Source organism: Sphingomonas sp. Xoc002, assembly GCF_050408055.1.
Taxonomy (GTDB): Bacteria; Pseudomonadota; Alphaproteobacteria; order Sphingomonadales; family Sphingomonadaceae; genus Sphingomonas; species Sphingomonas yabuuchiae.
This window is the reverse complement of the sequence record NZ_CP191175.1, coordinates 2052818-2074161: the sequence shown is the minus strand read 5'-3', so window position 1 is coordinate 2074161 and position 21344 is coordinate 2052818. Positions and strand designations below refer to the sequence as shown.

General features: G+C 63.8%; 29 protein-coding genes and 1 tRNA gene. 6 read left to right on the top strand and 24 right to left on the bottom strand.

Features of this window, described 5'->3' with window-relative positions; translation table 11 throughout:
* Nucleotides 1-24 precede the first annotated feature (24 nt).
* The 21 genes from ACQR50_RS09250 to ACQR50_RS09150 form a co-directional block, all read right to left on the bottom strand.
* Nucleotides 25-237 carry a hypothetical protein gene (locus tag ACQR50_RS09250; protein WP_428968079.1) on the bottom strand — a complete coding sequence of 71 codons (213 nt, stop codon included), beginning with the start codon at nucleotides 235-237 and terminating at the stop codon, nucleotides 25-27.
* Nucleotides 238-239: 2 nt separating this feature from the next.
* The gene (locus ACQR50_RS09245; protein WP_428968078.1) at nucleotides 240-674 is read right to left on the bottom strand and encodes a hypothetical protein; all 435 of its coding nucleotides are present in this window, start codon (nucleotides 672-674) and stop codon (nucleotides 240-242) included.
* The gene (locus tag ACQR50_RS09240) at nucleotides 671-1201 is read right to left on the bottom strand and encodes an HK97 gp10 family phage protein (RefSeq protein ID WP_428968077.1); all 531 of its coding nucleotides are present in this window, start codon (nucleotides 1199-1201) and stop codon (nucleotides 671-673) included. The genes ACQR50_RS09245 and ACQR50_RS09240 overlap by 4 nt, the downstream gene beginning before the upstream one ends.
* Nucleotides 1201-1542 carry a head-tail adaptor protein gene (locus tag ACQR50_RS09235; RefSeq protein WP_428968076.1) on the bottom strand — a complete coding sequence of 114 codons (342 nt, stop codon included), beginning with the start codon at nucleotides 1540-1542 and terminating at the stop codon, nucleotides 1201-1203. The genes ACQR50_RS09240 and ACQR50_RS09235 overlap by 1 nt, the downstream gene beginning before the upstream one ends.
* Nucleotides 1539-2072, bottom strand: a complete 534-nt coding sequence (locus ACQR50_RS09230) for a head-tail connector protein (RefSeq protein WP_428968075.1) — start codon at nucleotides 2070-2072, stop codon at nucleotides 1539-1541. Before ACQR50_RS09230 ends, ACQR50_RS09235 begins: the two co-directional genes overlap by 4 nt.
* Nucleotides 2073-2123: 51 nt before the next feature.
* On the bottom strand, nucleotides 2124-2570 hold the full coding sequence (locus ACQR50_RS09225; RefSeq protein WP_428968074.1) for a hypothetical protein: 447 nt from the start codon (nucleotides 2568-2570) through the stop codon (nucleotides 2124-2126).
* Between the two features lie 83 nt (nucleotides 2571-2653).
* Nucleotides 2654-4108, bottom strand: coding sequence for a phage major capsid protein (locus tag ACQR50_RS09220; RefSeq protein ID WP_428968073.1), 1455 nt, complete (start codon nucleotides 4106-4108; stop codon nucleotides 2654-2656).
* Between the two features lie 14 nt (nucleotides 4109-4122).
* Complete coding sequence (locus ACQR50_RS09215; protein ID WP_428968072.1) at nucleotides 4123-5118, bottom strand: head maturation protease, ClpP-related; 996 nt, start codon at nucleotides 5116-5118, stop codon at nucleotides 4123-4125.
* On the bottom strand, nucleotides 5111-6415 hold the full coding sequence (locus ACQR50_RS09210) for a phage portal protein (RefSeq protein WP_428968071.1): 1305 nt from the start codon (nucleotides 6413-6415) through the stop codon (nucleotides 5111-5113). Before ACQR50_RS09210 ends, ACQR50_RS09215 begins: the two co-directional genes overlap by 8 nt.
* An 8-nt stretch (nucleotides 6416-6423) precedes the next feature.
* Nucleotides 6424-8163 (bottom strand): terminase large subunit, encoded by a 1740-nt coding sequence (locus tag ACQR50_RS09205; protein ID WP_428968070.1) that lies wholly within the window; start codon nucleotides 8161-8163, stop codon nucleotides 6424-6426.
* A complete protein-coding gene (locus ACQR50_RS09200; RefSeq protein ID WP_428968069.1) occupies nucleotides 8139-8621 on the bottom strand; it encodes a hypothetical protein in 483 nt (160 codons plus the stop codon). Before ACQR50_RS09200 ends, ACQR50_RS09205 begins: the two co-directional genes overlap by 25 nt.
* Before the next feature lie 86 nt (nucleotides 8622-8707).
* Complete coding sequence (locus ACQR50_RS09195; protein ID WP_428968068.1) at nucleotides 8708-9064, bottom strand: HNH endonuclease; 357 nt, start codon at nucleotides 9062-9064, stop codon at nucleotides 8708-8710.
* A 197-nt stretch (nucleotides 9065-9261) separates the two neighbouring features.
* Nucleotides 9262-9678 carry a hypothetical protein gene (locus ACQR50_RS09190; protein WP_056434819.1) on the bottom strand — a complete coding sequence of 139 codons (417 nt, stop codon included), beginning with the start codon at nucleotides 9676-9678 and terminating at the stop codon, nucleotides 9262-9264.
* A gap of 278 nt (nucleotides 9679-9956) precedes the next feature.
* The gene (locus tag ACQR50_RS09185) at nucleotides 9957-12998 is read right to left on the bottom strand and encodes a phage/plasmid primase, P4 family (RefSeq protein ID WP_428968067.1); all 3042 of its coding nucleotides are present in this window, start codon (nucleotides 12996-12998) and stop codon (nucleotides 9957-9959) included.
* 111 nt (nucleotides 12999-13109) lie between these two features.
* Complete coding sequence (locus ACQR50_RS09180; protein ID WP_428968066.1) at nucleotides 13110-13280, bottom strand: hypothetical protein; 171 nt, start codon at nucleotides 13278-13280, stop codon at nucleotides 13110-13112.
* 53 nt (nucleotides 13281-13333) lie between these two features.
* Nucleotides 13334-13513, bottom strand: coding sequence for a hypothetical protein (locus tag ACQR50_RS09175; protein ID WP_428968065.1), 180 nt, complete (start codon nucleotides 13511-13513; stop codon nucleotides 13334-13336).
* A complete protein-coding gene (locus ACQR50_RS09170) occupies nucleotides 13510-13923 on the bottom strand; it encodes a hypothetical protein (RefSeq protein WP_428968064.1) in 414 nt (137 codons plus the stop codon). Before ACQR50_RS09170 ends, ACQR50_RS09175 begins: the two co-directional genes overlap by 4 nt.
* Nucleotides 13916-14458, bottom strand: coding sequence for a hypothetical protein (locus ACQR50_RS09165; protein ID WP_428968063.1), 543 nt, complete (start codon nucleotides 14456-14458; stop codon nucleotides 13916-13918). Before ACQR50_RS09165 ends, ACQR50_RS09170 begins: the two co-directional genes overlap by 8 nt.
* 22 nt (nucleotides 14459-14480) lie before the next feature.
* Nucleotides 14481-14756, bottom strand: coding sequence for a hypothetical protein (locus tag ACQR50_RS09160; RefSeq protein ID WP_428968062.1), 276 nt, complete (start codon nucleotides 14754-14756; stop codon nucleotides 14481-14483).
* Nucleotides 14753-15229, bottom strand: coding sequence for a phage regulatory CII family protein (locus ACQR50_RS09155; RefSeq protein WP_428968061.1), 477 nt, complete (start codon nucleotides 15227-15229; stop codon nucleotides 14753-14755). Before ACQR50_RS09155 ends, ACQR50_RS09160 begins: the two co-directional genes overlap by 4 nt.
* A complete protein-coding gene (locus tag ACQR50_RS09150) occupies nucleotides 15226-15501 on the bottom strand; it encodes a carph-isopro domain-containing protein (protein ID WP_428968060.1) in 276 nt (91 codons plus the stop codon). The genes ACQR50_RS09155 and ACQR50_RS09150 overlap by 4 nt, the downstream gene beginning before the upstream one ends.
* Nucleotides 15502-15593: 92 nt before the next feature.
* On the opposite strand from ACQR50_RS09150, the gene ACQR50_RS09145 reads away from it, so the two are divergent.
* The 6 genes from ACQR50_RS09145 (at nucleotide 15594) to ACQR50_RS09120 (ending at nucleotide 19129) form a co-directional block, all read left to right on the top strand.
* Nucleotides 15594-16178 carry a LexA family protein gene (locus tag ACQR50_RS09145; protein ID WP_428968059.1) on the top strand — a complete coding sequence of 195 codons (585 nt, stop codon included), beginning with the start codon at nucleotides 15594-15596 and terminating at the stop codon, nucleotides 16176-16178.
* Between the two features lie 293 nt (nucleotides 16179-16471).
* Nucleotides 16472-16756, top strand: coding sequence for a hypothetical protein (locus ACQR50_RS09140; protein WP_428968058.1), 285 nt, complete (start codon nucleotides 16472-16474; stop codon nucleotides 16754-16756).
* Entirely contained in the window at nucleotides 16753-17232 is a 480-nt protein-coding gene (locus tag ACQR50_RS09135; protein ID WP_428968057.1) for a hypothetical protein, read from the top strand. Before ACQR50_RS09140 ends, ACQR50_RS09135 begins: the two co-directional genes overlap by 4 nt.
* A 37-nt stretch (nucleotides 17233-17269) precedes the next feature.
* Nucleotides 17270-17791 (top strand): hypothetical protein, encoded by a 522-nt coding sequence (locus ACQR50_RS09130; RefSeq protein ID WP_428968056.1) that lies wholly within the window; start codon nucleotides 17270-17272, stop codon nucleotides 17789-17791.
* A gap of 85 nt (nucleotides 17792-17876) precedes the next feature.
* A complete protein-coding gene (locus ACQR50_RS09125) occupies nucleotides 17877-18059 on the top strand; it encodes a hypothetical protein (RefSeq protein WP_428968055.1) in 183 nt (60 codons plus the stop codon).
* Nucleotides 18056-19129, top strand: coding sequence for a tyrosine-type recombinase/integrase (locus ACQR50_RS09120; protein ID WP_428968054.1), 1074 nt, complete (start codon nucleotides 18056-18058; stop codon nucleotides 19127-19129). The genes ACQR50_RS09125 and ACQR50_RS09120 overlap by 4 nt, the downstream gene beginning before the upstream one ends.
* A gap of 81 nt (nucleotides 19130-19210) precedes the next feature.
* On the opposite strand, the gene ACQR50_RS09115 is transcribed toward ACQR50_RS09120, so the two are convergent.
* The 3 genes from ACQR50_RS09115 to ACQR50_RS09105 form a co-directional block, all read right to left on the bottom strand.
* Nucleotides 19211-19286, bottom strand: a tRNA-Ile gene (locus ACQR50_RS09115).
* A gap of 159 nt (nucleotides 19287-19445) precedes the next feature.
* Complete coding sequence (locus tag ACQR50_RS09110) at nucleotides 19446-19712, bottom strand: hypothetical protein (RefSeq protein ID WP_428968053.1); 267 nt, start codon at nucleotides 19710-19712, stop codon at nucleotides 19446-19448.
* A 192-nt stretch (nucleotides 19713-19904) separates the two neighbouring features.
* A complete protein-coding gene (locus ACQR50_RS09105; RefSeq protein ID WP_428968052.1) occupies nucleotides 19905-21302 on the bottom strand; it encodes a M20/M25/M40 family metallo-hydrolase in 1398 nt (465 codons plus the stop codon).
* Nucleotides 21303-21344 lie beyond the last annotated feature (42 nt).

Here is a 21344-nt window from a genome sequence, read left to right as displayed (position 1 = left end):
GCTCCTGTTAAGCGGCGGGATGGATCAGGCGTTGGTCGCCTTGCCCTTGGTCTTGCCCTCGTCGGGCTGGGCGTCGGCCACCTTTTCGACCAGACCGGCCAGCGACAGGTTCAGCAGTTCGCCAGCGGTAAGCTGGACCTCCTGATCCTTCGCGTAATTGGTCTCGGTGCCTGCGTCGGTGAAATCGCGCAGCACCGTGGCCTTGAACTTGGGGGCTTCGGTCGTCGTATCAGTCATGGTCATGCTCCAGTGAGGGCGTCGTAAGTGACGCGGAAATCTTGGGCCTGTTCGTAAGTGTCGCCGGGGCCATCCACGTCCGGCCCGCGCCCGGCGAGCAGGATGGACACGTTCAAGCCGCCTCCGATCTTGCCGGTGCGATCCGCGCCCGCGTCGGCCACCAAGCCGATCACGGCGCGCTGCTGCGCCCAACTGACCGCGCGGACCGTCACCGATACGCGATCGATGCAACGCCGGGTCGTGCTGCGCTTCAGCCGCTTGCGGTCCACGACGCTGACCGTGCGGACCAGCAGGGCGGGCAAGGGTTCGTCACCGGACAGGCGGCCGCCCTTGATGCTGTCGCGGTCGACCAGCGCCAGCAGCGGCGCATAGGCCTGCAACACCGCGCCGATGATCGTCGCCCCGTCGATCACGTCAGGGATAGGCTGGTCGCTCATGCGTCATCGTCCATGTCGTCGGGGGCCAGGCCTTTCCGGCTCAGGCGGGTGGTGATGTATTTTTGCGCGGCGCGGATCGCCTCGGTTTCCTTCACGTCCAGCGCCGGACGCAGAAACGGAAAGGCGCGCGATCCGGTGTGAAAGACCTCCGGCCCGACCGGCCGCCCACCGACCACAAGGGTTGGGCTGGCCTTGCTGTCCTTCAGTTTCTCATTCAGCTTCCGCGCGCCGACGCCGCCAACGGCTGCGATGAAGTGCGGCGCGGTCCCGTATTCGAGCCAGATGCCCAGCGAGTACGAAAAGCCCCGCTTCACCGTGACAACTACGCGGATCACGTCATCCGATATGGGCCGCGCCTTAACAACGATATCGGCCGCAACGCGATCGGACTCGCACCGATCGCGGGCCTCAGTGGCAATAACCTTGGCTCCGGCACGGGCCGCGCCGGGCAGCAGTTTCGTTCGGCAGTACCCCGGAACGGCTGCGATATAGCGCTTAACGTCATCGCGACCCGTCACCTTGGCCATCAGGCTGGGTTCCCGGCGGGACTGTAGTCCTCCACCATAAACTCCATGCCTTCACGCCGCCCCAGCATCGCTGGGCCGGACACGATCTGCATGATGCGGTCCCCTTCCACGAACCGCATCGCGGTGGTGATCCCGTCGAGATAGAGCATACGCACCCGCGCCGGATGGGCGGTCATGGTCATGCCCTCCGCCAGCCGCTCGGCGCGGCTGGGCAGCGCATCCTGCACCGACGCCCACACTTCCGCGACCAACTCCCATTTGGCGCTACCGGCCCCGGCGAAAGAGGCGTTCTTGACCTTGCGCTCGATGCGGATCAGCCGATCCAGCGAACCCTTTTTCACAGGCCACCCTGTCGGAAACGCCTGCAAAGCCGCCGCGCGGTCGCCTCGGCCTTCGCGATCGTATCGCCGCCCTCGCGATCGTCATCATAGGCACCGATCAGCATCAGGAGCGCCCGCCGGATTTCGCCGGGCACCGCGACTCCATCAGGCAAGCCCGCTTCGGTCGTGATCGTCAAGGATTGCGATGTATCCGACAACGGCCAACCCCGCCCCGAAGGTAGCGTCAGGCTGACCCGCCCGGCATCGAACTGGACCTGCGCGCCTTGAAAAATGGCCGGGTTCCCATTGGTATCGGGATAGGAAACCGTCACGATCGCCCCCGGCTTCACCGGCCATGAGCGCAATTCAATCCGCCGCCCCGGCACACGAAATTTTTCGGTCACGGCCTGCGGGGAGAACAGGAATCCCGTATAACCCGTCACCCAAGCCTGCGCGTCGGCAAGGAAACCCTTGATTTCCTCGTCCTGTGACGTGTTGCTCGGCGTAAGGCGCAGCTGGCGTTTCGCTTCATCCAGCGTGATGCCCGCCATGATCGTCCCCTCGCATGAAAAGGGCCACCCGATCCGGGCGGCCCATATTGATCAGCCCTTGTTCGCGTCGAGCATCTTGGCGACGGCATCGGGGCCGGACAGGTTCGGATCGTTGAAGTCGATCCGGTTCATATCGTCGGTCGTGCCCGCGCGCGGGTCGGCATCCACGGCAGGGTGCGACATATCGACGTCACCGACGATCTGCTGCGGCGCTCCGGACGTGTCGATCGTGGTCGCGGGAGGGATATTCGCGGGGGCGGTGGTGACGGTATCCGCCGCAACCGAATTGCTGGTCATCGGCGCGTTCTGCACGAAGCCGCCCGCCCGCTTCGCATCCACGTCAGTCAATGCCGCGCCGATCAGGTCCAGCACGCCCTTTCGGTTTTTGCCTGCCTCTTCCGCCGCCTTCAGGCGCAGCAAATCGTCGTGGCTCAACCCCGACAGACCCGCCTTCACATTGTCGATGCTGCCATCGAGCAGTTTCGTCACATCGTCCATAACATCCTCCTTGGGGTTCACCGAAACCGTGCCGGACGCACGCCTTGGATGAACCGGGCTGGCGAAGTGCCAGCCCGGAGCGATCAGTTGGCGCCGATCTTCATGAGCTTCATCGAGTCGACGTTCTTCACGCCGCCCCCGACCCGCTTGGTGCAGTAGAAGCTGATGTAGGGCTTGTTGGTGTAGGGATCGCGCAGGACGCGGAAGCCGGTCCGGTCGATGACCAGATAGGTTTCCCGCATGTCGCCGAAGCCCAGCGCCAGTGCCCCCGCTTCGACGTTGGGCATGTCCGGCATGTCGATCAGGGGATAGCCCGCCAGGGTCGAAGGCTGCCCTGCAACGAAAGTCGGCTGCCACAGGTAGTTGCCTTGGCCATCCTTCAGCTTGCGAATGCTGCCCAGCGTCGAACGGTTCGTGTAGAACTTGGCGTTGGGGGTGTAGATGGCGGGCAGCTTATAGACGATGCTCACCACCGCATCCGCCCCGATCGCCGTTGCGGCCCCGCTGGCCACGACTTCGATCGCACCCCACGGATGACGATCGGCCGCCGAACCGCCGGTGGCATAGTTCAGGAAGCCATGCGGCTTGTTGGTGCCGTCACCGGCCACGAACGCGACGCCTTCCTGACGGGAAAACTCGGTGTCGATTTCACCGATCAGCCAGTTTTCCAGTTCGATCTCTGCGTCATCCAGCACGTCCTGCGACGCGGCCGCATTGGCGTAAATCTGCCCCAGCCCGAAGGGCAGCGACTTGAATTGCGGCGTGGCCGTCGCAGGGCGCGACGCGGTTTCACCGACCCAGCCCGAGCCGACGCCGCGATCCGTGAACAGCTTGGTGAACCCCGCCTTGCTGATCGTGATGACGGTCGATTCGGCCCGCATCGGCGTGATCAGCTTCAGGCGGCCGGTGATCGAACGGTCCCATTCCTGCGGCGTCAGCAGGCCGCCATCGGCGGGCACGCCCTCGGACATGGCAGCGCGCGGCCCCTTCTTCTGTTCGGCCGACAGCTTAAACTCGTCCTCACGGCCACCGGCCCGCATGAACGATGCGAAGGCGTTGGAATATTCCGGGTCGGACGGGGCAATCCGCCCGCCGGAAAGCGCCGATCCTGCCGCCTTCAAGGCATGATCGTTAAGCGCCGCCTCCAGCGTGTTCAGCGTGCCGTTGATCGCGTCCAGTTTGGCCTGCACCTCGGCGCTATCGGCCTTCGCACCCAAGTTCGCTTCGATCGTGCCCTTGAACTCATTATGGGCAGTCTGAAGGGCCGCGATCATGGCCTTGGGATCGCCCGTCACATCGGCGCGGATCGGCGTCGCGATCAGCGCACGCGGCATGGCCGCGATGACTTCGCGAACGGTGGGCGACGTATCCAGTTCGCCATATTCGCCTAGGTCGCCAAGGATATTGACCCGGCCGCGCGGCTGGAGCGTCGGGGCCGTCAGGGTCAGCTGCGGCTTGCCGGTGCCGAGCAGGGCGCGAATGGGATGGGCGAGCACCGTCGCCACCGCCGCAAGGGCAGTCTTCGTCTGATACTTCATGGTTGCCTCTTTGGTTAGCTGCGGAAGTCGTTGAGCAGGGACTGCATGGCAGCCAGCAGCTCGGGGTCGCCGCCAGCGCCAGGCGTGTCGGCATCGTCAGGGGCAGCGCCGGGCGTACCCTTGAGGCTCTTGATGCGGGCGCGCGCCTGAGTGCGCGTCATCCCGCTGTTGATCAGTGTCATTTCGAGGGCGCGGACCTCGTTGGCGGCACGGTCGGAAGCCTTGGCCTTGTCGTCGACCTTCATCTGATCTGCCGCCAGCAGTTCGTCGGCAAAGCCGCGTTCGATCGCGAGCGAGCCGGAAAGCCAGCTTTCCTGATCCATCCACTTGGCACAATCGGCCGTGGTCTGACCGCTGCGCGCCGCATACACATCGGCCATGGCCTGATCGAAGGGAGCCAGATAGGCCGCGACCTCTGCGAAGTCGTGCCGGTTGCCCGACGCGATCACCCAGCAATTGTGGATCATGATGAACGAGGCCGCGCCGATCTGGACGCTATCGCCCGCCATCGCGATCACCGACGCGGCCGACGCCGCCATGCCCATGACCTTCATGGTGATGGGTTGGGGATGTTCGCGCAGCACGTTGTAGATGGCGAGGCCCTCGAACATGTCCCCGCCGCCCGAATTGATCTGCACCTCAACCGGCCGATCGCCGATCGCGCGCAGCTGCGACGCCACTTTCTTTGCGGTGACACCACCCCCGGTCCACCAGTCCTCGCCGATCACGTCGAACATGGTGATCACATTGTCACCGGATTCCAGCGCGGACGGGCGGATGCCCGCCGCGTCCTCGCCCCACCGCTCCATGACCGGCAACGGCGAAAAGGCCGAAACCCGGCGATCAGCCGGAATGGGCAGAGCAGCCGGGCGAGCGCGCGCCTGAACCCCGCCGATGATCGAGCGAGGGCGGCCGGGCGTCTGGCCACTCGGCTTGCTGCCCGGAACCGGGCGGCCATTGATCGTCTTGACCGCGCCGGATGCAGGCGACGCGGGGCGCTGGTCAGTCATCGTTGTTGTCCTCTTTGGTTGTGGGCGAAGTCCCGGACGGCTTTGGCTGTGGAAGCCCGTCCCCATCCGGGTGCGGGTTAAGTTCAAAGGCTCCCCGAACCTCGTTCGGCACCATCCACGCGGCGTTGTTGCCAAGGGCCTTGGAAAAGAACTCGGCCTGTTCTTTCAGCGAGCCGCGCAGCAATGCGCCGTCATTGAACTTGACGTACAGTTCATCGTCGTCTTGCTCGGCTTCGGTCAGGCAGGAACGCTCAATCGCCTGTTCCCATGCGACAAACCACTTGGTCAGGCAGTAGCTGACGAAGAACAGACCCAATTCCCGAATGCCGGAACCCCAGCTGGTTTCGTCCAGCATCAGCAGCGGGCGGGGAATGTCGGTAAACCGCCCCAAATCCTCCGTCTGTCGCCTGCGGGTTTCGTCGGTTTGGCTGTCCTTGGCATTGTGAAACGGATTGGCCTTGGCCCCGTCCTCTAGGATGAACCACGACCCGCTGTTTTCCACGCCCGAATGATCGTCGTGCATACTGGAGCGAAGTCGCTCAAATGCCTCATCCCCCAGTTCGCGGGGATACTCGATCGCGCCGCCCGCCAGCACGCCCTGCGCCATCAGTTTGCCCAGCGCACGTTCGGCCGCAGCCGCCAGCCCGAGCGTTTCGACCGCCACGTCCAGCAGGCTCACGCCCTTGATCCCGTCTAGCGTCACGGGGTGGCGGAAGTGGAAAACTTCGGATGCGGCCAACGTCTGCTGCCCGCCATTCTTCGGGTTGTACTTGAACGTCAGTTCCAGACCGTCGGACAGGCTTGGCTGCACCGATCCGCGCGGGAAGGGCAACAGCGCCAGGACCGCCCTGCGGCCCTTGCGCATCCCCCAGACCACACGCGCATAGGCATTGCCGTCGAGCAACGCGCACAACTGCATGTAGCTCTTGAACTCAAACGCCGTCTGGTAGCCGTTCGGGCGCTTGTGCAGCACGCGGTAGAGCGGGTGATCCTTGGCCTTTTCGGTCGTGCCGTCCGCCATGCGGCGGTGCAGCTGGGTCGGCAGCATTCCCACCGATGACGAAATCAGGTTCGTCGCGCGGAAAAAGCCACTGTTGCGCAGGGCGATCATCTGCGTGACAGTCACGCCCGATGCCGCCGTGCGACCGGCCCCCATGAACTCGCGCAGCAGCGGGCTGGTCAGGTCCAGCGTCTCAAAGGCTTTTACGTCCGGGCCACGATTATGCCCCATTGCGGGCGCGCCAGCGGAGGCGGAACGGCGATAGCCCGCCGCCCGGCGATAGTCGTCAGGTGACATGGGCCTCCTCAGATGCGGCGAACGCCGCGCTTCAGGTAAACAGGTCGCCGTCGCGCTTCAGGGTTGCGGCTCATCAGCATCACCGCATTGAAGAACGCGATCAGCGGATCGATTTTTGCTTTGCCTGCGACGGCCTTGGTGATCAGCACCGCGTTGCCACGTTGCTCCACCTTCGCGTTCGAGACACACCACGCCATCAACGCCTGAGCGGCGTGCCAGAGTGTCCCGTCAGCAAGTTTGCGTTCGGCCGTCCAGATGGCAGGCGAAAGCGCGCTGCCCTGTCGGATGCCGAACATGTCCTCATCGGTCAGACCAGCGGAAAGACAGGCTTCAATCAACGGGCCGATGGCAAAGGGATCAAGCCCCACGCCGTCCTTTTCCGGCAGCAACCCCGCGTCCTTCACCGTCACCAGCAAGGCAGCGATTTCTTCCAAGTCCTGCGTCGGGCTGGTGCAACGGATCAAATCGCCATCGGCAATGAAGTCGTCGAGAAGCGGACTGATTTCCTTCCGCCGCTCCCAGACCGCATCTTGTGCCCATGCCCTGACCCATCCCAGCCAGTCGCGGGTTTCCGCGCACCGACCGAGCAGCGCCAGCGCCATAAGGTCATCCAGCCCGCCGCCATCGACGCCGCCCACGATCACTTCGCAGCGGATAAGCATCTGGGCGAGGGTGACGGTTTTATCCTCGCTTTTCTCCCAGTGATCGGCCCCCAGCCAACGGTCGGTATGAAGCGCCAGACCGATCTGCACGTTCAGGTGCTGCGAAGCCCAGCGGCGTTCTTCCTCAACCCCCTTATCCCGCGCCGCCCGATATTCGGATGCCAGCCGCTCCAGCGTGATCGACAACCCCAGATTGGGCAGCACCATGTGCCAGTGCGCGGGATCACGCCATGAACCATCCCGCTGCATTGCCTCGGGCATTTCATAGAGCAGCGGCAACATGGCCACGTCCTGCACGATCCGGCCGTCTCGCACGCCGCGCGCGTAATCCAACTCGGTCTTGAACGCCCCGGCCGGTGGCTTGTCGGATTGCGTGGTGATGATCACCATGAACGCTTCCGGGTTGGCGATCATGCCGCCTCGCAGCTGGCCGATAACACGCCCAGCATCGGCCATGCTGGCCATCAGGTGCAATTCGTCCAACAGGATGCCCGCCGGTTTAGACCCGGTGGCAACCTTCATATCGAACGTCTTGACCTTCAGCCGGGCCTTGCTGACCCGATCCGTGATCGTTTTGTTATGGGCAGCGACGTGAAACCGGGTTTGCAGGAACGCATCGGCTTCGATCATGCCCATGGCCTGCTGAAAAGCCGTGTCGGCAACTTCCTGCGTCGGGCCGACCAGAACGAACTCGGCGCGGGGCCGCTCATTCATGAGCAGCGCCGTAATCATGATGGCAGCGCCGCCCGTGGTCTTGGCGTTCTTTTTCGGCACCAACGCGAAGATTTCGCGCAACAGACGCACCCGCGTGTCGGGATCGATCGTCCCGAACAGCACGCGAATAATATCGCGCTGCCACTCGCCAGCGGCTTCCGCCATCGTCGGCTGCCCCGGCACGTCCGGCAGGCGCAGTTTGTTGAAGATGGCGACGGCCCGTTCCGCCTCGGCATAGTCGAGCAGGTCGCGCAGTTCGTCCGGTATCAGCGAACGCCGTCCGGCCAACCGATCCGCCCAATCAGGGCACGCAAACACGGCCCAGGACGGATCAGCGAACCGGCGCTCTAGTGCTTCAGCAACGAGCCCCATTCACCACTCTGTGAGGCTTCGTGCGCTTCCGCGACGATCTGTTCCTTTTTGCCCAGCTTCCGAACCTTGGGTTCCAGCTTGGGCTTGGCCTGCGGCGCGGCGATGGCCCACCGATCCAGTTTCTTGTCGATCTGGACCATGGCGGAGACATTGCCCTTGTCGGCCGCGTTCATGAGGCGGTCGACGTTGCGCGCTTCGGCCAGCAGACGGGCCGAACCGGCCCGCTCCAATTCAGGACTAAAATAGCGCTCCAAGGTGCGAACCGAGCAGCTGATAGCCGCCGCGATCTCATCCTTGCTCGCGCCCTTAGTCAGCATGATGGCCACAAGCCGCTGTATTTCCGGCGTTTTTTCGAACGCCGGACGGCCGCGGCCCCGCTTGCAGATGCGGATAGGCATGCCGTGGCCATCCACCAACGGCAACGCCGCCTGGATCACCTCGCCATTATTATCCGACATGAAAATAAAATCTCCGAATGGGGCCAATGCGGGTCCAGAGGGGCGGCCCGTTCAGAACTTTTGGTAGGGGGGTGGGCCTCCCCGCATCAGCGATGATGCCGGGCTTCCTCACGTTGCTTCGCGCTGTCGTGGCAGGGCTTGCACAAGGTCTGGAGGTTGCCCTCATCCCAGAACAAGCGTTCGTCACCACGATGCGGCCGCCTATGGTCCGCGACCAGCTTGGAGGTGTTGCCCTCCACCCGGCCACAGCCCGGCCACTGGCAAGTGAAGTGATCCCGGACGAACGTCGCTATGCGCAGCTTGCGCCAGCGCTCCGTCTTGTACCACTTCCGCCATGGCCGATCCCGCCGCGCAGCATCCCGCTCCCGCTCATTGGTGGGCACGCGGATCATGGATGACCGCATCACGCGAAGCGGCCCGCCCATCATCCTGAGTTTCGTCATGCACCACCAAAGGAAAGGGCGGCGAGGCCGAAGCCGCGCCGCCCTGAAAGGCCGAAGAAGGAGTGGAAGTCGCGCCGCTAAAGGCCCGTCCCCAACGTACTGATATTTACGCCAATATAGGTCCGGAAACGAACAGCGATATTTTCATGTCCGGACCTAAAGTGGATTGACATGTCCGGACGCGGAAAACCGCCATTTCAGCCCCGTACAGCGTTGATACGGACCGTCAGGGCGTTCAACACCCGGCCGTACCGCATCCGCAGCCCATCGGCCCCGTGCGTCTTGCCAAGCGGGCGCAGCAGCTTCAGCCACGACACACGCGCTCGGTCGCTGGTCGCCTTGGCCAGCTGCGTCACCGCCAGCAGCACCAAGCGGCGATCCTCATCGCCGGGGATCAGGCGCAGCCATGCCACGGCCTCATCCCGTTCCATCACCTCCACCCGGCTAAGCGGGCTGCGCGGGATCGGCCGCTCATCCCGTGCATCCCAATCCCACCAGTCCTTCTGGATCAGGCTCCACGGCCCATCCTTGGCGAACGGCCAGTGGTTGCCCGGCATCCGCCAGCAGAGCCGCACTGCCTCCACCAAACGGGCCTCCACCGCTTCAAAGGTCATGAACCTTCCGGTCTCGGAACCTTCGTTTCCAACCCTTCCGGCATTGCTGAAGTCATATGCCATTGGTTTTATTACCTTATCTTTTTCGTTTGGAAGGATTGGAAGGATAGGAAGGATAAAAGAGATATTCTTTCATGCGCGCATAATGCGCATGCGCATGTGCCTAACGATGCTATGTTCCGATTATCCTTCCGAACCTTCCAAAGGCGCAGATATCCGCCGTTTTCGCCTTCCAATGACCCTTCCACGACCCTTCCAACCGGAAGGATAGGAGAGATTTAGAGCGCATCGCCATCGTCATCCGGTGGCGGCGGGGGCGCGGTGCCGGGGGGCGGCTGACCGACTGAAGGCGGGACATCATCGTCGTCCCGATCCTCCAATGGCACCACTTTGCCATGAATGTCGACAAAATCGTCCACCGTCTTGATCAGCTTCAGCCCCAACCACTGCATCCCGTTGGACGCCTTTTTCTGATAACCCTTCTCGGCAAGGGCATTGGAGAAACCTTTGTTCGACCATTCGCGCTCACCGGCCGCCTTGGCCCACGCCACGAACACCTCATGCAACTGCGACGACTGCACGCGGCTTGATGCCTCGGCGACCGTACACATGCGCAGGAAGCGCGCGAGCGGGTCGGACTGGTCGCGATAAGCCTCCGTGGCCTGCGTGACGCTGGCAGGCTCCACAAGCCCGTTTTCCAGATAGTCCAGCAGGCCAGCCACCAATCGGTTCAGCAGGCCGGGGCCTTCACCCTTTTTGATCTTGTCGACCAGATGCGGGTCTTTTTTGGGCCAGTTGGCCACACCCTCTTCCGGTTTCTCGATATTCCGCAGCCAGGACACCAGCTTCATGCGGCCCCAAATGCCGTCATCCGTGTCGGGAATGTTGAACTTGCTGTTCCCGATGATGATCAGCTTGAACAGAGGGACCAGATTGAAGAACCCGCGATGCAACATGCGCACCGCGACCGGCTCACCGCCCGTCACCAGCTTGATCAACGCAGAGTCCAGCGTTTCGTTTTTGCCCGGCTCGGACGCACGCAGCATCCTGACGCCGCCCAGCTTGGCCAGATCGGGCGAGGCAGCATCACCGCGCTTCTTAATGCCCTGATCCAGAAACGAACCGATCGGAATCGTGTCGGCATAGTCACCGGCTACGTGCGTCCAGCTTTCGATGGTCACGCCCTTGCCGTTTCGGCCGCGCCCCCACCAGAACCACAGCTTTTGCTCGCTGGCATCGCCGGTCAGCGAATAGCCGCCCAGCTGATGCAGGTAGCGCCGCATGGCCTCATCGGGTTGCGCCCATTCAAGGCTGGCATCGTACAGCGGACATGTCGCATCTGGATCATAAACCACAGGCGACAGCTTGGTCAGTAGATCCTCCCGCCTATGCTCGCCCAACTCCACGCTGGCCTTGATTTTGCCGTCCGGGCGTTCCTCACGTCGGAACCGGAGGGTGCCATTCTGCACATTCACTGCGAAGGCATCGTGGTCGAACGCTTCGATCGGCACGGTTAGCCATCGCCGCGCCAGTTTCGCGACGGACGCGGGCTTGTCGACCGTCTCTGATTTTCGACCCCATGCCGCGATCAGGTCGGAATGGCGCTTCCATGTGACGCCGACCAGAACCCACCGATCCATGGCGGCCGCGTCGACATGCACTTCGGGCAGGAACGTGCTTTTCCCGACCGTCACCAACGCTTCCTGAACGCCCGTGTCCCGGATCAGGCGGGCCTCTTCCTGTATCGAACGGATGGTGTCGAACGCGGCCGATATCACCTCGGCCGGGGGCGTCTTTTCGTCTTGATCCAGCACCCGCCAGCGCCGCCCGTCCCAGCCCAGCCAACCCTTTGCCGTGGTATAACGGTAATCGGCCCCGTAACGGGCGCGAAACCGCTCGGCGATGCCGAAATCCGTCATCGGGAACACAGCGCATTGCAGCCCGGTGGCCGACTGGTCGAGCGAATAGCCCCGGTTCCAGCCGTCCCCAATGGCGCGATCCACCGCACTGCCCAGCGCTACCGCGTCGGCCATCCCGTCATAGACCGTCGCCAGCGCAGCGCGCGCCAGCGATTCGCACAACAGCCCGGCCGCGACACGCCGCCCGATCCCGAACGCCGCGCGCTTCAGGTCATGCTCGACGGGCAGGCATCGTTCGACGGTCCGGCCCAACCACGCGTCCGCAAGGCGAAAAACCCGCTCGCGCGCCTCCCACCCCATGTCGGGGTTTGGATTTTCCTCCCTTCCACGGTGGAAGGATCGGTCTTGTTCCGCCTCTCCCCCCGGAGCGGGGGCGGGGCCGGGCGCGGAACGGTGGGAGGATCGCCCTTGGGAACGGCGGTTCGCTCTCTCTCGTGAAGCGGCCGCAATCTCGCTGAGATTGCGAGGGCTATCGCTTCCTGCTGACCAGCCGGAGTTGATCGTGGCTTGCAGCTGGCCCTCATCATCACGGCCGGGATTGTCTCGCGCGGCCGCCTCCAGTGCGTGCCGCGCCATCGCCCCGTCCAGCGCCCCGGCCGCCACCAATGACGACAGCTTCAGCGCGGCCTCAAACAGGCGCTCATTGCGCTTGCCGGTGCCCGCGCGCCGAACCTCGCCCAATTCGCCATCGAGCGCGGCCAGCGCATACTTCCGCACGGCCGCATCTTCGGAAAGCGCCTGGTCAACGGCCGATCGCGGCGCAGCCGCGCCCCCGGCCGGGGCGGGCTTCAGCTTGGCGGGCTTGCCACCGCGCGTGCGCAATATGTCGACCAGCGCGGCCGGGGCCTCGGCAAAGGCGCTATCGTCCCGCCAGTCCCCGCGATCCAGCCAGCGATACCGCGCACCCGTTTCGGCCATCACGGACGGCGCCACACAGACATAACCGCCAAGGCCACGCACATCGACATGATCGGGCAGGTTGCCACGGTTGCGGATCGGCTCGCCCTCGGGCTGTTTCAGCCAGACATGCACGCCGTCACTTTGTGTCATGGACGTGACCGACCGGGGCAGGGGGCACCCCATCTGCGCCTCCAGATCGTACTTCAGCCGCTCCAGCGTGAAGACTTCGCCCGTTTCGTCATCCACGCGCGGATCGAAATCGAGCACGAACAGCCCGTTATCGCCCAGCGGGACGCCGATCAGCGCATTCGGATGCTGACGCCACCACGCGGTAATGCGACGCTCATCGCGCGTCGCATCCTTCAGGCCCTTGCCCGTGTACGGGGCCTTGGCCTTGAACGTTCGTTCGCCGCCACCGGCAATCTGAACGGTTTCGTCGCGTTCGCGGCATGGGAAAACGGCCCATCCACGGCGCGCATAAGTGAGGGCCGCTTGCCCCATAGGGCTAAGCGGGGTTTGCGAAGTCACAGGCGATCCCCCGGAAATTCAATCTGTCGTGACGATCCGGGCCGCGCCCGATCGTCGGAAATGGTGGCGGCTGGGCCTGCCCGATCAGGGCGGATCATCGCCCACCCGCCGCGCGGCCTGCGCTATGCGCGCGTTCAGCCAGTCCACCGCAGCCATCGATGCACGCGCCTCCAGATGCTTCGCACCGCTGGCGCGTGTCTCCATGATATCGGCCCGCCGATCACGGGGCAGCTTCGGCCAGCAGCGATCACACACCGCTTGCCATTTGCGCCGCGACGATCCGCAGCCACGGACAGGACAAAGCCACATCACAGCCCCGCCGCCTCGATACGGGCAATCTGGCGTTCAACCCGGACGCGGGCATTTGCCGCACGATCCCACGCCTTTCGCCGATCGGCTGGATAGACATCGGGATCGCGCGCCACGTCCATATGGCTGCGATAGAGCGCGAAATCGCGCCGGAGCGTCTTGGCGAGACGACCGCTCATGCCACGTCACCCCAGGGCGGGATCGTCTGATTACCATTACACACGAAGATGCGGCGATGCTGCGCCATGAACGCCTGCATCCGACCATTCAGGAAGGGGGCAGACTCCACCGTCACGGCCGACCAATCGGTCATCGCCGCGATCTTGTCGGCCAGCACGACCGCCGTTTCCGCCGGAGCCGCCATCGCGCACATCCCATATTGGGTGGGCAGATGGGTCAGCACCCAGACGAAGGGCGGCGTCCCGTTCGGCGTCGCGTCCCACACATGGGGCAGCATCGGGCGGAAATCCAAGGCAAACGCGCCCTTGATCCAGCCCGCCGCCCGATACGGCGTCCAGCCACCACCAACTTCAGCAACGCCCAGCGCATCGAACGCCCCGGCCGTCCAGCCCTCCCACGGGTCAACCATGTGCGGCCTCCACCACGAATTTCCTTCGGATTGTCGTCAGGCCGGTGGACAGGATGATCGCTTGGCGATGCTCCAACGGCCCGTGATTGATGACGCAAATGCGGCGATCACCGGCGGTGCGGGCCTTCAGCTTGCGCAGGGCATAGCTGGCCTCATCGGCGTGCCCGAAGCCGCAGCGGCGGGCCAATTGCCTGTCCGTGGGCATCGGCTCGCCGATCGCCACGCACCGTTCGATTTCCGCGAAAACGCGCGCCTCCCGGCTGGCATCGTCGCGATGGACGGCAACCGGGCTGGGCAGGCGATGCGCCACATAGTCGAAGCCCCGGCCATCGGGACGGCGCGGGCTGAACATGCTGATCAGCCCCATATCGACCATGGCCCGCACGGCCGACCAGATCGGCTGGTCACGCGGCGGTTCCTGCCCCGTCGCGATGGTCAGGCGCGCGCCGGGCTGCGCCGTGAAAACCCATGCCCGCAGCGCCGCCTCGGACGCGGCCAGCGTTGCACCGTTAGTTTGGGCAGCAAGCCCCCCCATGGTGATCCCCGCGCCTCCCGAATTAGGCCGCGACGCGGATAGTGGGACGATCGAACCAACCGCCCTCCGGCCGGAACACCCAATGACGCGACCAGACGGCGCAGTCGGTGGCGAGGTATATGGCCTTGGCCAGATCGTTGTCGGGGATGACCTCGCCATTGATCAGGCGTTGCGCCATCGTTTCCGACACCTCGGCCTTGCGGACGAACCGCGCGAACGCGCCCGGCTTGTCGTTCAGGTAATAGGCGAGGCGGCGCGCCCCCTCATTGGGGACGCGAGCAGGCAGGTTCAGCTTCATGAGCGGGGTTCCTCGGTAGGGACGTTGGCGACGATCGCGTCCAGCGCGACCGCGATTTCCAGAAGGTGGCGGACTTCCCGCCGGATTTTGGCCTGTTCGACGCGATCGATCCGGCCGTCCGACAGCGCCGCACAAATTTCCTGCGTCACGTCGCCCGCCTCTTTCGACAGGCGGCCCATCATGGTCAGCAGGTCCGCGTCGCTGGTCGGAACATCAGGCAGCGGCACGAAAACACCGCCATTGATCGCGCACAGCGCGCGCGTGACAGCCGGATAGTCGGGAAATTCGCGGGTCAGCGGCTCCAGATCGGCGATGACGTCGATCGGCGCGAAGGCATCCGGGTTGTTCCTGGAAGCATAGGTGCTGAGCGTCGACTGCCCGACGCGAGTGAAGGGCGCGGCCTTGGTCTGGCCGCCCAGCGACGATAACATGTCATCGGTGGCGCGCTTCAGCGCCTGACGGGTCACGCTCATGCGGGCACCTGCCCGATAATCTGACGCGAAATATTGGGTGACGACGCAACGACAGCGACCGTATCGGTTGCGTCATGATTCAGCCGTTCGCCCGTACTCCAATCAATCTGCATGTTTTCGGCAGATGCGATCAGCTTGAGATGGGCGAGCCGCGAAGCGGGAATGCCGTTTCTCCGCCAGCTATGGACTGTGGAGAGCGGTGTTTCGGCCTTCCGGCTCACGGCAGTCGTGCCACCGAGAGCGTCAATGATGCGGTCGGATACGGTCGTCATGTGCGTTTAATGCGATATTCGCATTTGTACTGCAACAACAATATGCGATTATCGAAGTTGCGACTATCGCAGTTCGTCGGAATGGTTTGGGCATGCTGACGCCCCAGGAAATCCGCGCCGAACTCGCGTCGCGAAACATGTCCATCACCGACCTCGCTGATGCGATCGGAATGAACCCGAATTATCTAACGAAGGCGCTGGGCGGCACACGTAGCTTTAAAGCCAATGAAATGGCCGCGATAGAACGCGAATTTTCCGCTGACCCCGAGCCAGAGCCCGCACTTCGAAGGATACGGCTTTTAGGTGAAGTTCCGGCGGGTCGCCCCACTGAGGCTGAGCAACGCGCAGGGCGATGGATTCCGGTTGCCGACCCGGAAACGCCGCCACATGCTTATGGTTTGACAGTGAAGGGCGATTCGATGGACTTAATAGTCCCGGACGGCACTACGCTGATTGTTGATCCCGACGACAAAGCTTTGTGGCCCGGTCGCCGGTACGTTGTACAAACACAAGATGGCCGGACCACCTTCAAGGAATTTCAGGCTGATCCTGCACGGCTGGTTCCTTGTTCGTCTAATGACGAACATGCGGATATCATGCTTGGCGGTGAGCCAATAACAATCCTTGGCCGGGTTTTCTCCTATACGATCCGGGATATTCCGCGCCGGAACGGATAAGTTCATTTTCGTGTGCAGCGTCTATGCTCGCAACGGCATCCAGAAAGAATCTGTGATCTTCGTCATAACTACCAACGCCTGCCTCTATGGCATCACGTCGGACGGCCGGTATCGTCGCGCGCCATGGACCCTTAGGCACGCCAAACACGCTGACCCGATAAAACAAACTCACCCGACGTCCTCCCAAACGCGCTACTAGACGTGGAACAGATTAGGAACAAAAACCGATCCACGTCAATATATGCGATTATCGCAGTTTTAGATTGACACGGTAAATGCGATAATCGCACAAGATGGCCACGCCGCATGGAGCGGCGATGGAGGCCATCGTGCATCACCACCCTGCCGACTTGTCCGGCCGCGTCCAACGCTGGCGCGCCGCACCTGAAGCGCTGCCCGCACTGATCCGCGATCACCACGCGGGCACGCCCGCCGATCGCGACGAACCCCAGCAGCAGCCCGAAGACCCGAACCGCAATGACAGCGCTGGCGCGGCCTTCCTTGCCGTGGCCTTGGCGCTGGCGCTCTATGTCGTCTGTGGCGTCGCCTATGGCCTCTGGATCGGAGGTCACGCATGAGCGAGTTCGATCGCCTCCCCCCACGCTTTAAACTCTCGACTGCCCGGCGCTTGCTGGCGTGGCAGGGGACAGACCGGGGGCTTAGTCGCGTCCTTTCCAATGGCGGCTTCTGGCGTGTCAGGACCGCGAAAGGCTTCATCTACCATCGGGCTAACATCGTGATGATGACGGGCGGCGAACCGATCGCGGCGCGTTTCATTGACGACGCGCCCACACCGCGCGGCCGCCGCCTTTTTCAAGATACCGAAGGCGGCCCCTCGCAGCTTCCGCCGGAATGCGCGTGCCAATGCCATGAAAACACATGCGGCGCGGCCGCCATGGACATGGCCGAACGCACCCTGCGCCTGATTATCAGCCTGCGCCCGATCGGCGCGGACATGGTGGACCGCCTGGACGAATTGGTCACGCACGCTGGCCCCGCCCACGCCCGCGCCCTCCTCAAGAACTTCTCCCCCGATGACGGAGTGCCGTGCTGATGGCAAAGGCCATTTCCACGGCAAACGGCGCCGCGGCATGATCGGCTTCAGCCTCCTGTCCGACGCCCAGCCGGACACCGCGGATCGCCGCCACTGGCAGGCGGTCCTTCGCGACCGCGACACGCGGCGCACGCTGTACGCCCCGCGCCTGCGCGATCAATGGTCGCAGCTGGCGCAGGCGGCCGAACAGTTGCTGGCCAGCAGGCGCGCGCGTGATCCGGCATCGATCGCCAAGCGCCGCATGACGCCCGACACCGCCCGCCAGCGTGAGCGCGTCATGGCCGCGATCGTCGCTATCTGGCGGGACGTCGAGCGGCTGGCAGACCTGATCGAGCCGATTGACTGGCCGCGCACCTACGGGGCCAGCTGGTCGGAAATCCTGATCGACCTGCGCGCAGTGGCCAAGGCCGCAGTGACGGGCCCCGATCAGGACATGGCGGCCTGCGCCGTGGCACTGGCATGGCATTTCGAACCGGTCATCCCCGGCTCGATGCCCCATATCTGGATCGCGGCGTCTTATGTTCGACATACCGCCAGCCGTGATCGGGCGGCCGCATAATGCATCGAACAAATCGCCATTACGCGAGTGACCCACAGGGTTGCGCTCGGCGGTTGGCTGAAATGGAAAAGGGGAGGGCGGTCCAATGACTGCGCCCGCGCGTTTTACGAAGACCGATGTGACCAGGGCCATGAAGGGCGCGCGAGACGCGGGCTTTGGCCATGTTCGCGTCGCCATCGATGTTCATGGTAACATGGTTATCGACGCCAGTGACTTACCAACAATAGTTGCTCGCACGAACCCGCTCGACAGGCTGCTGCCCAAGTGAAGACCCGCTATAAGAATGTCACGGTAAACCCCGACCGCCACGGCAAACTTCGCGCGCGGTTTCGTAAGGCTGGCCGCAAGCCCGTCTATATGAAGCACCTGCCGGACGAAAAAGGTTTCAAAGCGGAATATGAGGCTTTGTTGGCCGAGCGGCCGATGATCGTCGTACGTCCGGCCGTGCCGGGCAGCGTGGGCGATCTAGTATCGCGCTATTACGCGGCGGGCGATTTCAAAGGGCGAGGCACGCCAGACACGCAAGCGCGTCGCAAATATCTTATCGACAGTTTCCGACAAGATTTTGTGGACGATTTGGTGTCGGACTTCGGGTTCGAGCATATCGAGGCGATCCTGCTGGCCCGCACCGAGAAGCATTGGGACGACACTCGCAAACGGACGATGGGCGGCCAAGTCGCGGCGGTGAAGCTGCGCAAGGAACTGCGGCGTCTGTTCGCCTATGCCAAAAAGCTGAAGTGGATCGAACATAACCCCGTCGAGGATGCCGCGACGATCGGGAAGACCAAGCTGACCGGCTTTCATACTTGGACCGAGCAGGAGATTGCGCAGTACAAGGCGCGGCACCCGCTGGGCACCCGCGCAAGGCTGGCGCTGGAAATCATGCTGTGGACGGGGCAGCGGCGAGGGGATGCACGCCTGTTCGGCCCGGCGCATGTCGTACGGAGCAAAATCAATTTCACAGCGGCAAAGAATCAGGCCGACCTTTGGCTGCCGATGGCCCCGGACCTACGCCGCGCGATCGACGCCATGGACAGCGTGGGTCTGCGCTCGTTCCTAGTCACCACCGCTGGCAAGACCTTCACGAAGGATGGCTTCGGCAACAAGATGCGCGAATGGTGCGATGAGGCAGGCTTGCCCCAATGCACCTCGCACGGCCTCCGCAAGGCGATCGCCCGCCGAATGGCCCAGAGCCAAGCCACCCAGCTGGAAATCAAGGCCGTGGGCGGTTGGAAGGGAGATAGCGAAGTGGCCATTTATACGGCCGCTGCCGATCAAGAAGGCCTCGCCGATGGTGCGATCAACCGGACTATCAACCGATTTTCGGATCAAAAATGACCCGATTTGTCTAACCTTGGGCCTAGGGTTAGACATATTCAGCCGAAAAATTGTGGAAAAACAATTCTTTAAGCGGGAAATTGGTGGGCCCGGCAGGACTCGAACCCGCAACCTAGCCGTTATGAGCGGCCAGCTCTAACCGTTGAGCTACAGGCCCCACCGCGAATGTCGTTAGCGTGATGCGGCCGGACTTCGCAAGCGTCGTGCGGCAACTTTGCACAGGAAATCGGGCAAAGAAAAAGGGCGCTTCCGCATGGGAAGCGCCCTTTTCCGACATAGCAGTCGGCGCTTCGGACCCGAAGGTCCGAGGCGACTATTACTGCATGTTGTCCGCCTTGGCGTCGGCAGCGTCACGGACGTTGTCGGCAGCGGCGTTCATGTTGTCGGCGGCGTTCTCGAGGGTCGCGGCAGCAGCAGCGTTCGAGGTGTTGTCTGCAGCGGCATCCAGGTTGTCAGCCGACATTTCCATGTTGTCAGCCAGCATGTCCGCGTTGTTCTCAACAGCGGCAGCTTCCGGCGACTTGTTGCAGGCGGCGACGGACATCAGGCCGGCGGCAGCGAGAACGAAAGCGATCTTCTTCATTCGAATGCTCCCAAGCAAAGCAAAAATCGCGGCCGGCCCGAATGCCGTCGCGAAGCGGCTCAAATAACGTGCGGTTCATCGCGGTCAATCCGCAAAATTCATCGGATCGCAAGGTTCGCGACGAACCGATGGCACGGATCGGGCTTTTTCAAGGCGTTGGCGTTACCAAAAGGTTACCGTCAGGCCGACGGATCAGCGCGGGGTGACCGGGCCGATGGCCTCGGGCGCGTTGGCGACCACCGCCAGCATGGCGGTCCAGGCGGCGACATTCTGGCGAAGGGCCGCCGGATCGACGCGGTCCAATACGTCGTCGGGCGTATGGTGGGTATCGAAATAATCCCATCCCGACTGGTTCAGGTCGATCCCGGCGGTCCCGAGCTTGATCGTCGGGCCGATATCGGTGCCGTCACCGCCCAGGCCGCTGCCCCGCGCGATGCCCAGCGGCGCCAGTGCGGTCTGCAACCGGTCCGCGACCGGCTTGGCGGTGGTGGGCAGGTTGACCTCGAACCGCCAGACCCGGTCCGCGCCGAAGTCGCTTTCCGATGCCGTGGCATGCCGCTCACCGGCATGGGCCTTGGCATAGGCCTCGCCGCCCATGCCGCCGACCTCCTCGGCGCCGAACCAGACGACGCGGATGGTGCGGCGTGGCTGCCCCGCGTCCATGATCCGCTTGGCCGCCGCGGCGGTGATCGCGATCCCGCTGGCATCGTCGATCGCCCCCGTCCCCAGGTCCCAGCTGTCGAGATGGCCACCGACCAGCACGATACCCGCCGACGGATCGCTGCCGGGCACCTCGGCAATCACGTTGCCTGATTCGCGGGTGCCGACCATGCGCGGGGTGAGGACCAGCTTCATGCGGATCGGCTGGCCCCGGCTGGCGATTCGTTCCAGTTGCTCGGCGTCCGGAACGGGAAGGGCGGCCGCAGGGATGGGCTTCACGCCTTCGGGGAAGTTGGTCGTGCCGGTATGGGGGAAGCGATGATGGTCGGTGCCGATCGAACGGATGACGATCGCAACCGCGCCGCGCCTGGCCGCCAGCGCGGGGCCGGTGAAGCGCGCCGTGCCATAGGCGCCATAGCCCGATCCGTCCTGGGTCCGGGGCATGGCGTTGCCGATATAGACGATCTTGCCCCGGATTGCGTCATCAGGCGCCGATTGGAACGCCGCCATGCTGGCGAAGACCGCGACTTCGCCGGTCAGACCGCCCGCCGGTGTCGCACCCGAATTGCCCAGCGCGGCCAGCGTCAGCTTCTGCGGGAAGGGGGCCAGGATTTCCGCACTCTCCGCGCCGCGTTCCCACACCGGCATCCGATAGGGCTCGATCCGCACATTCTTGAACCCCAGCGCCGTCAGCCTGGCGACCGACCATGCCCGGGCGCGCGCCTCGGCTTCGGTGCCCGCCAGCCGCTGGCCGACTTCGGTCGTCAGGCCCTCGACGATATCCCAGGCGACCGTATCGTTCAGCGCCGCATCGCGCAGCCGTTCGATCTCGGGTGCGACGGTGGCGGGCGGGGGCGGAGGGGTCCGCTGCGCCAAGGTGGGGGAGGACAGGGCGGAGGCGGTCAAGGCCGCGAGAAGAAAGCGCTTCATGGGCCGGAGTGTTACGCAGCCGGTCCCGTTTGCCAACCGCCC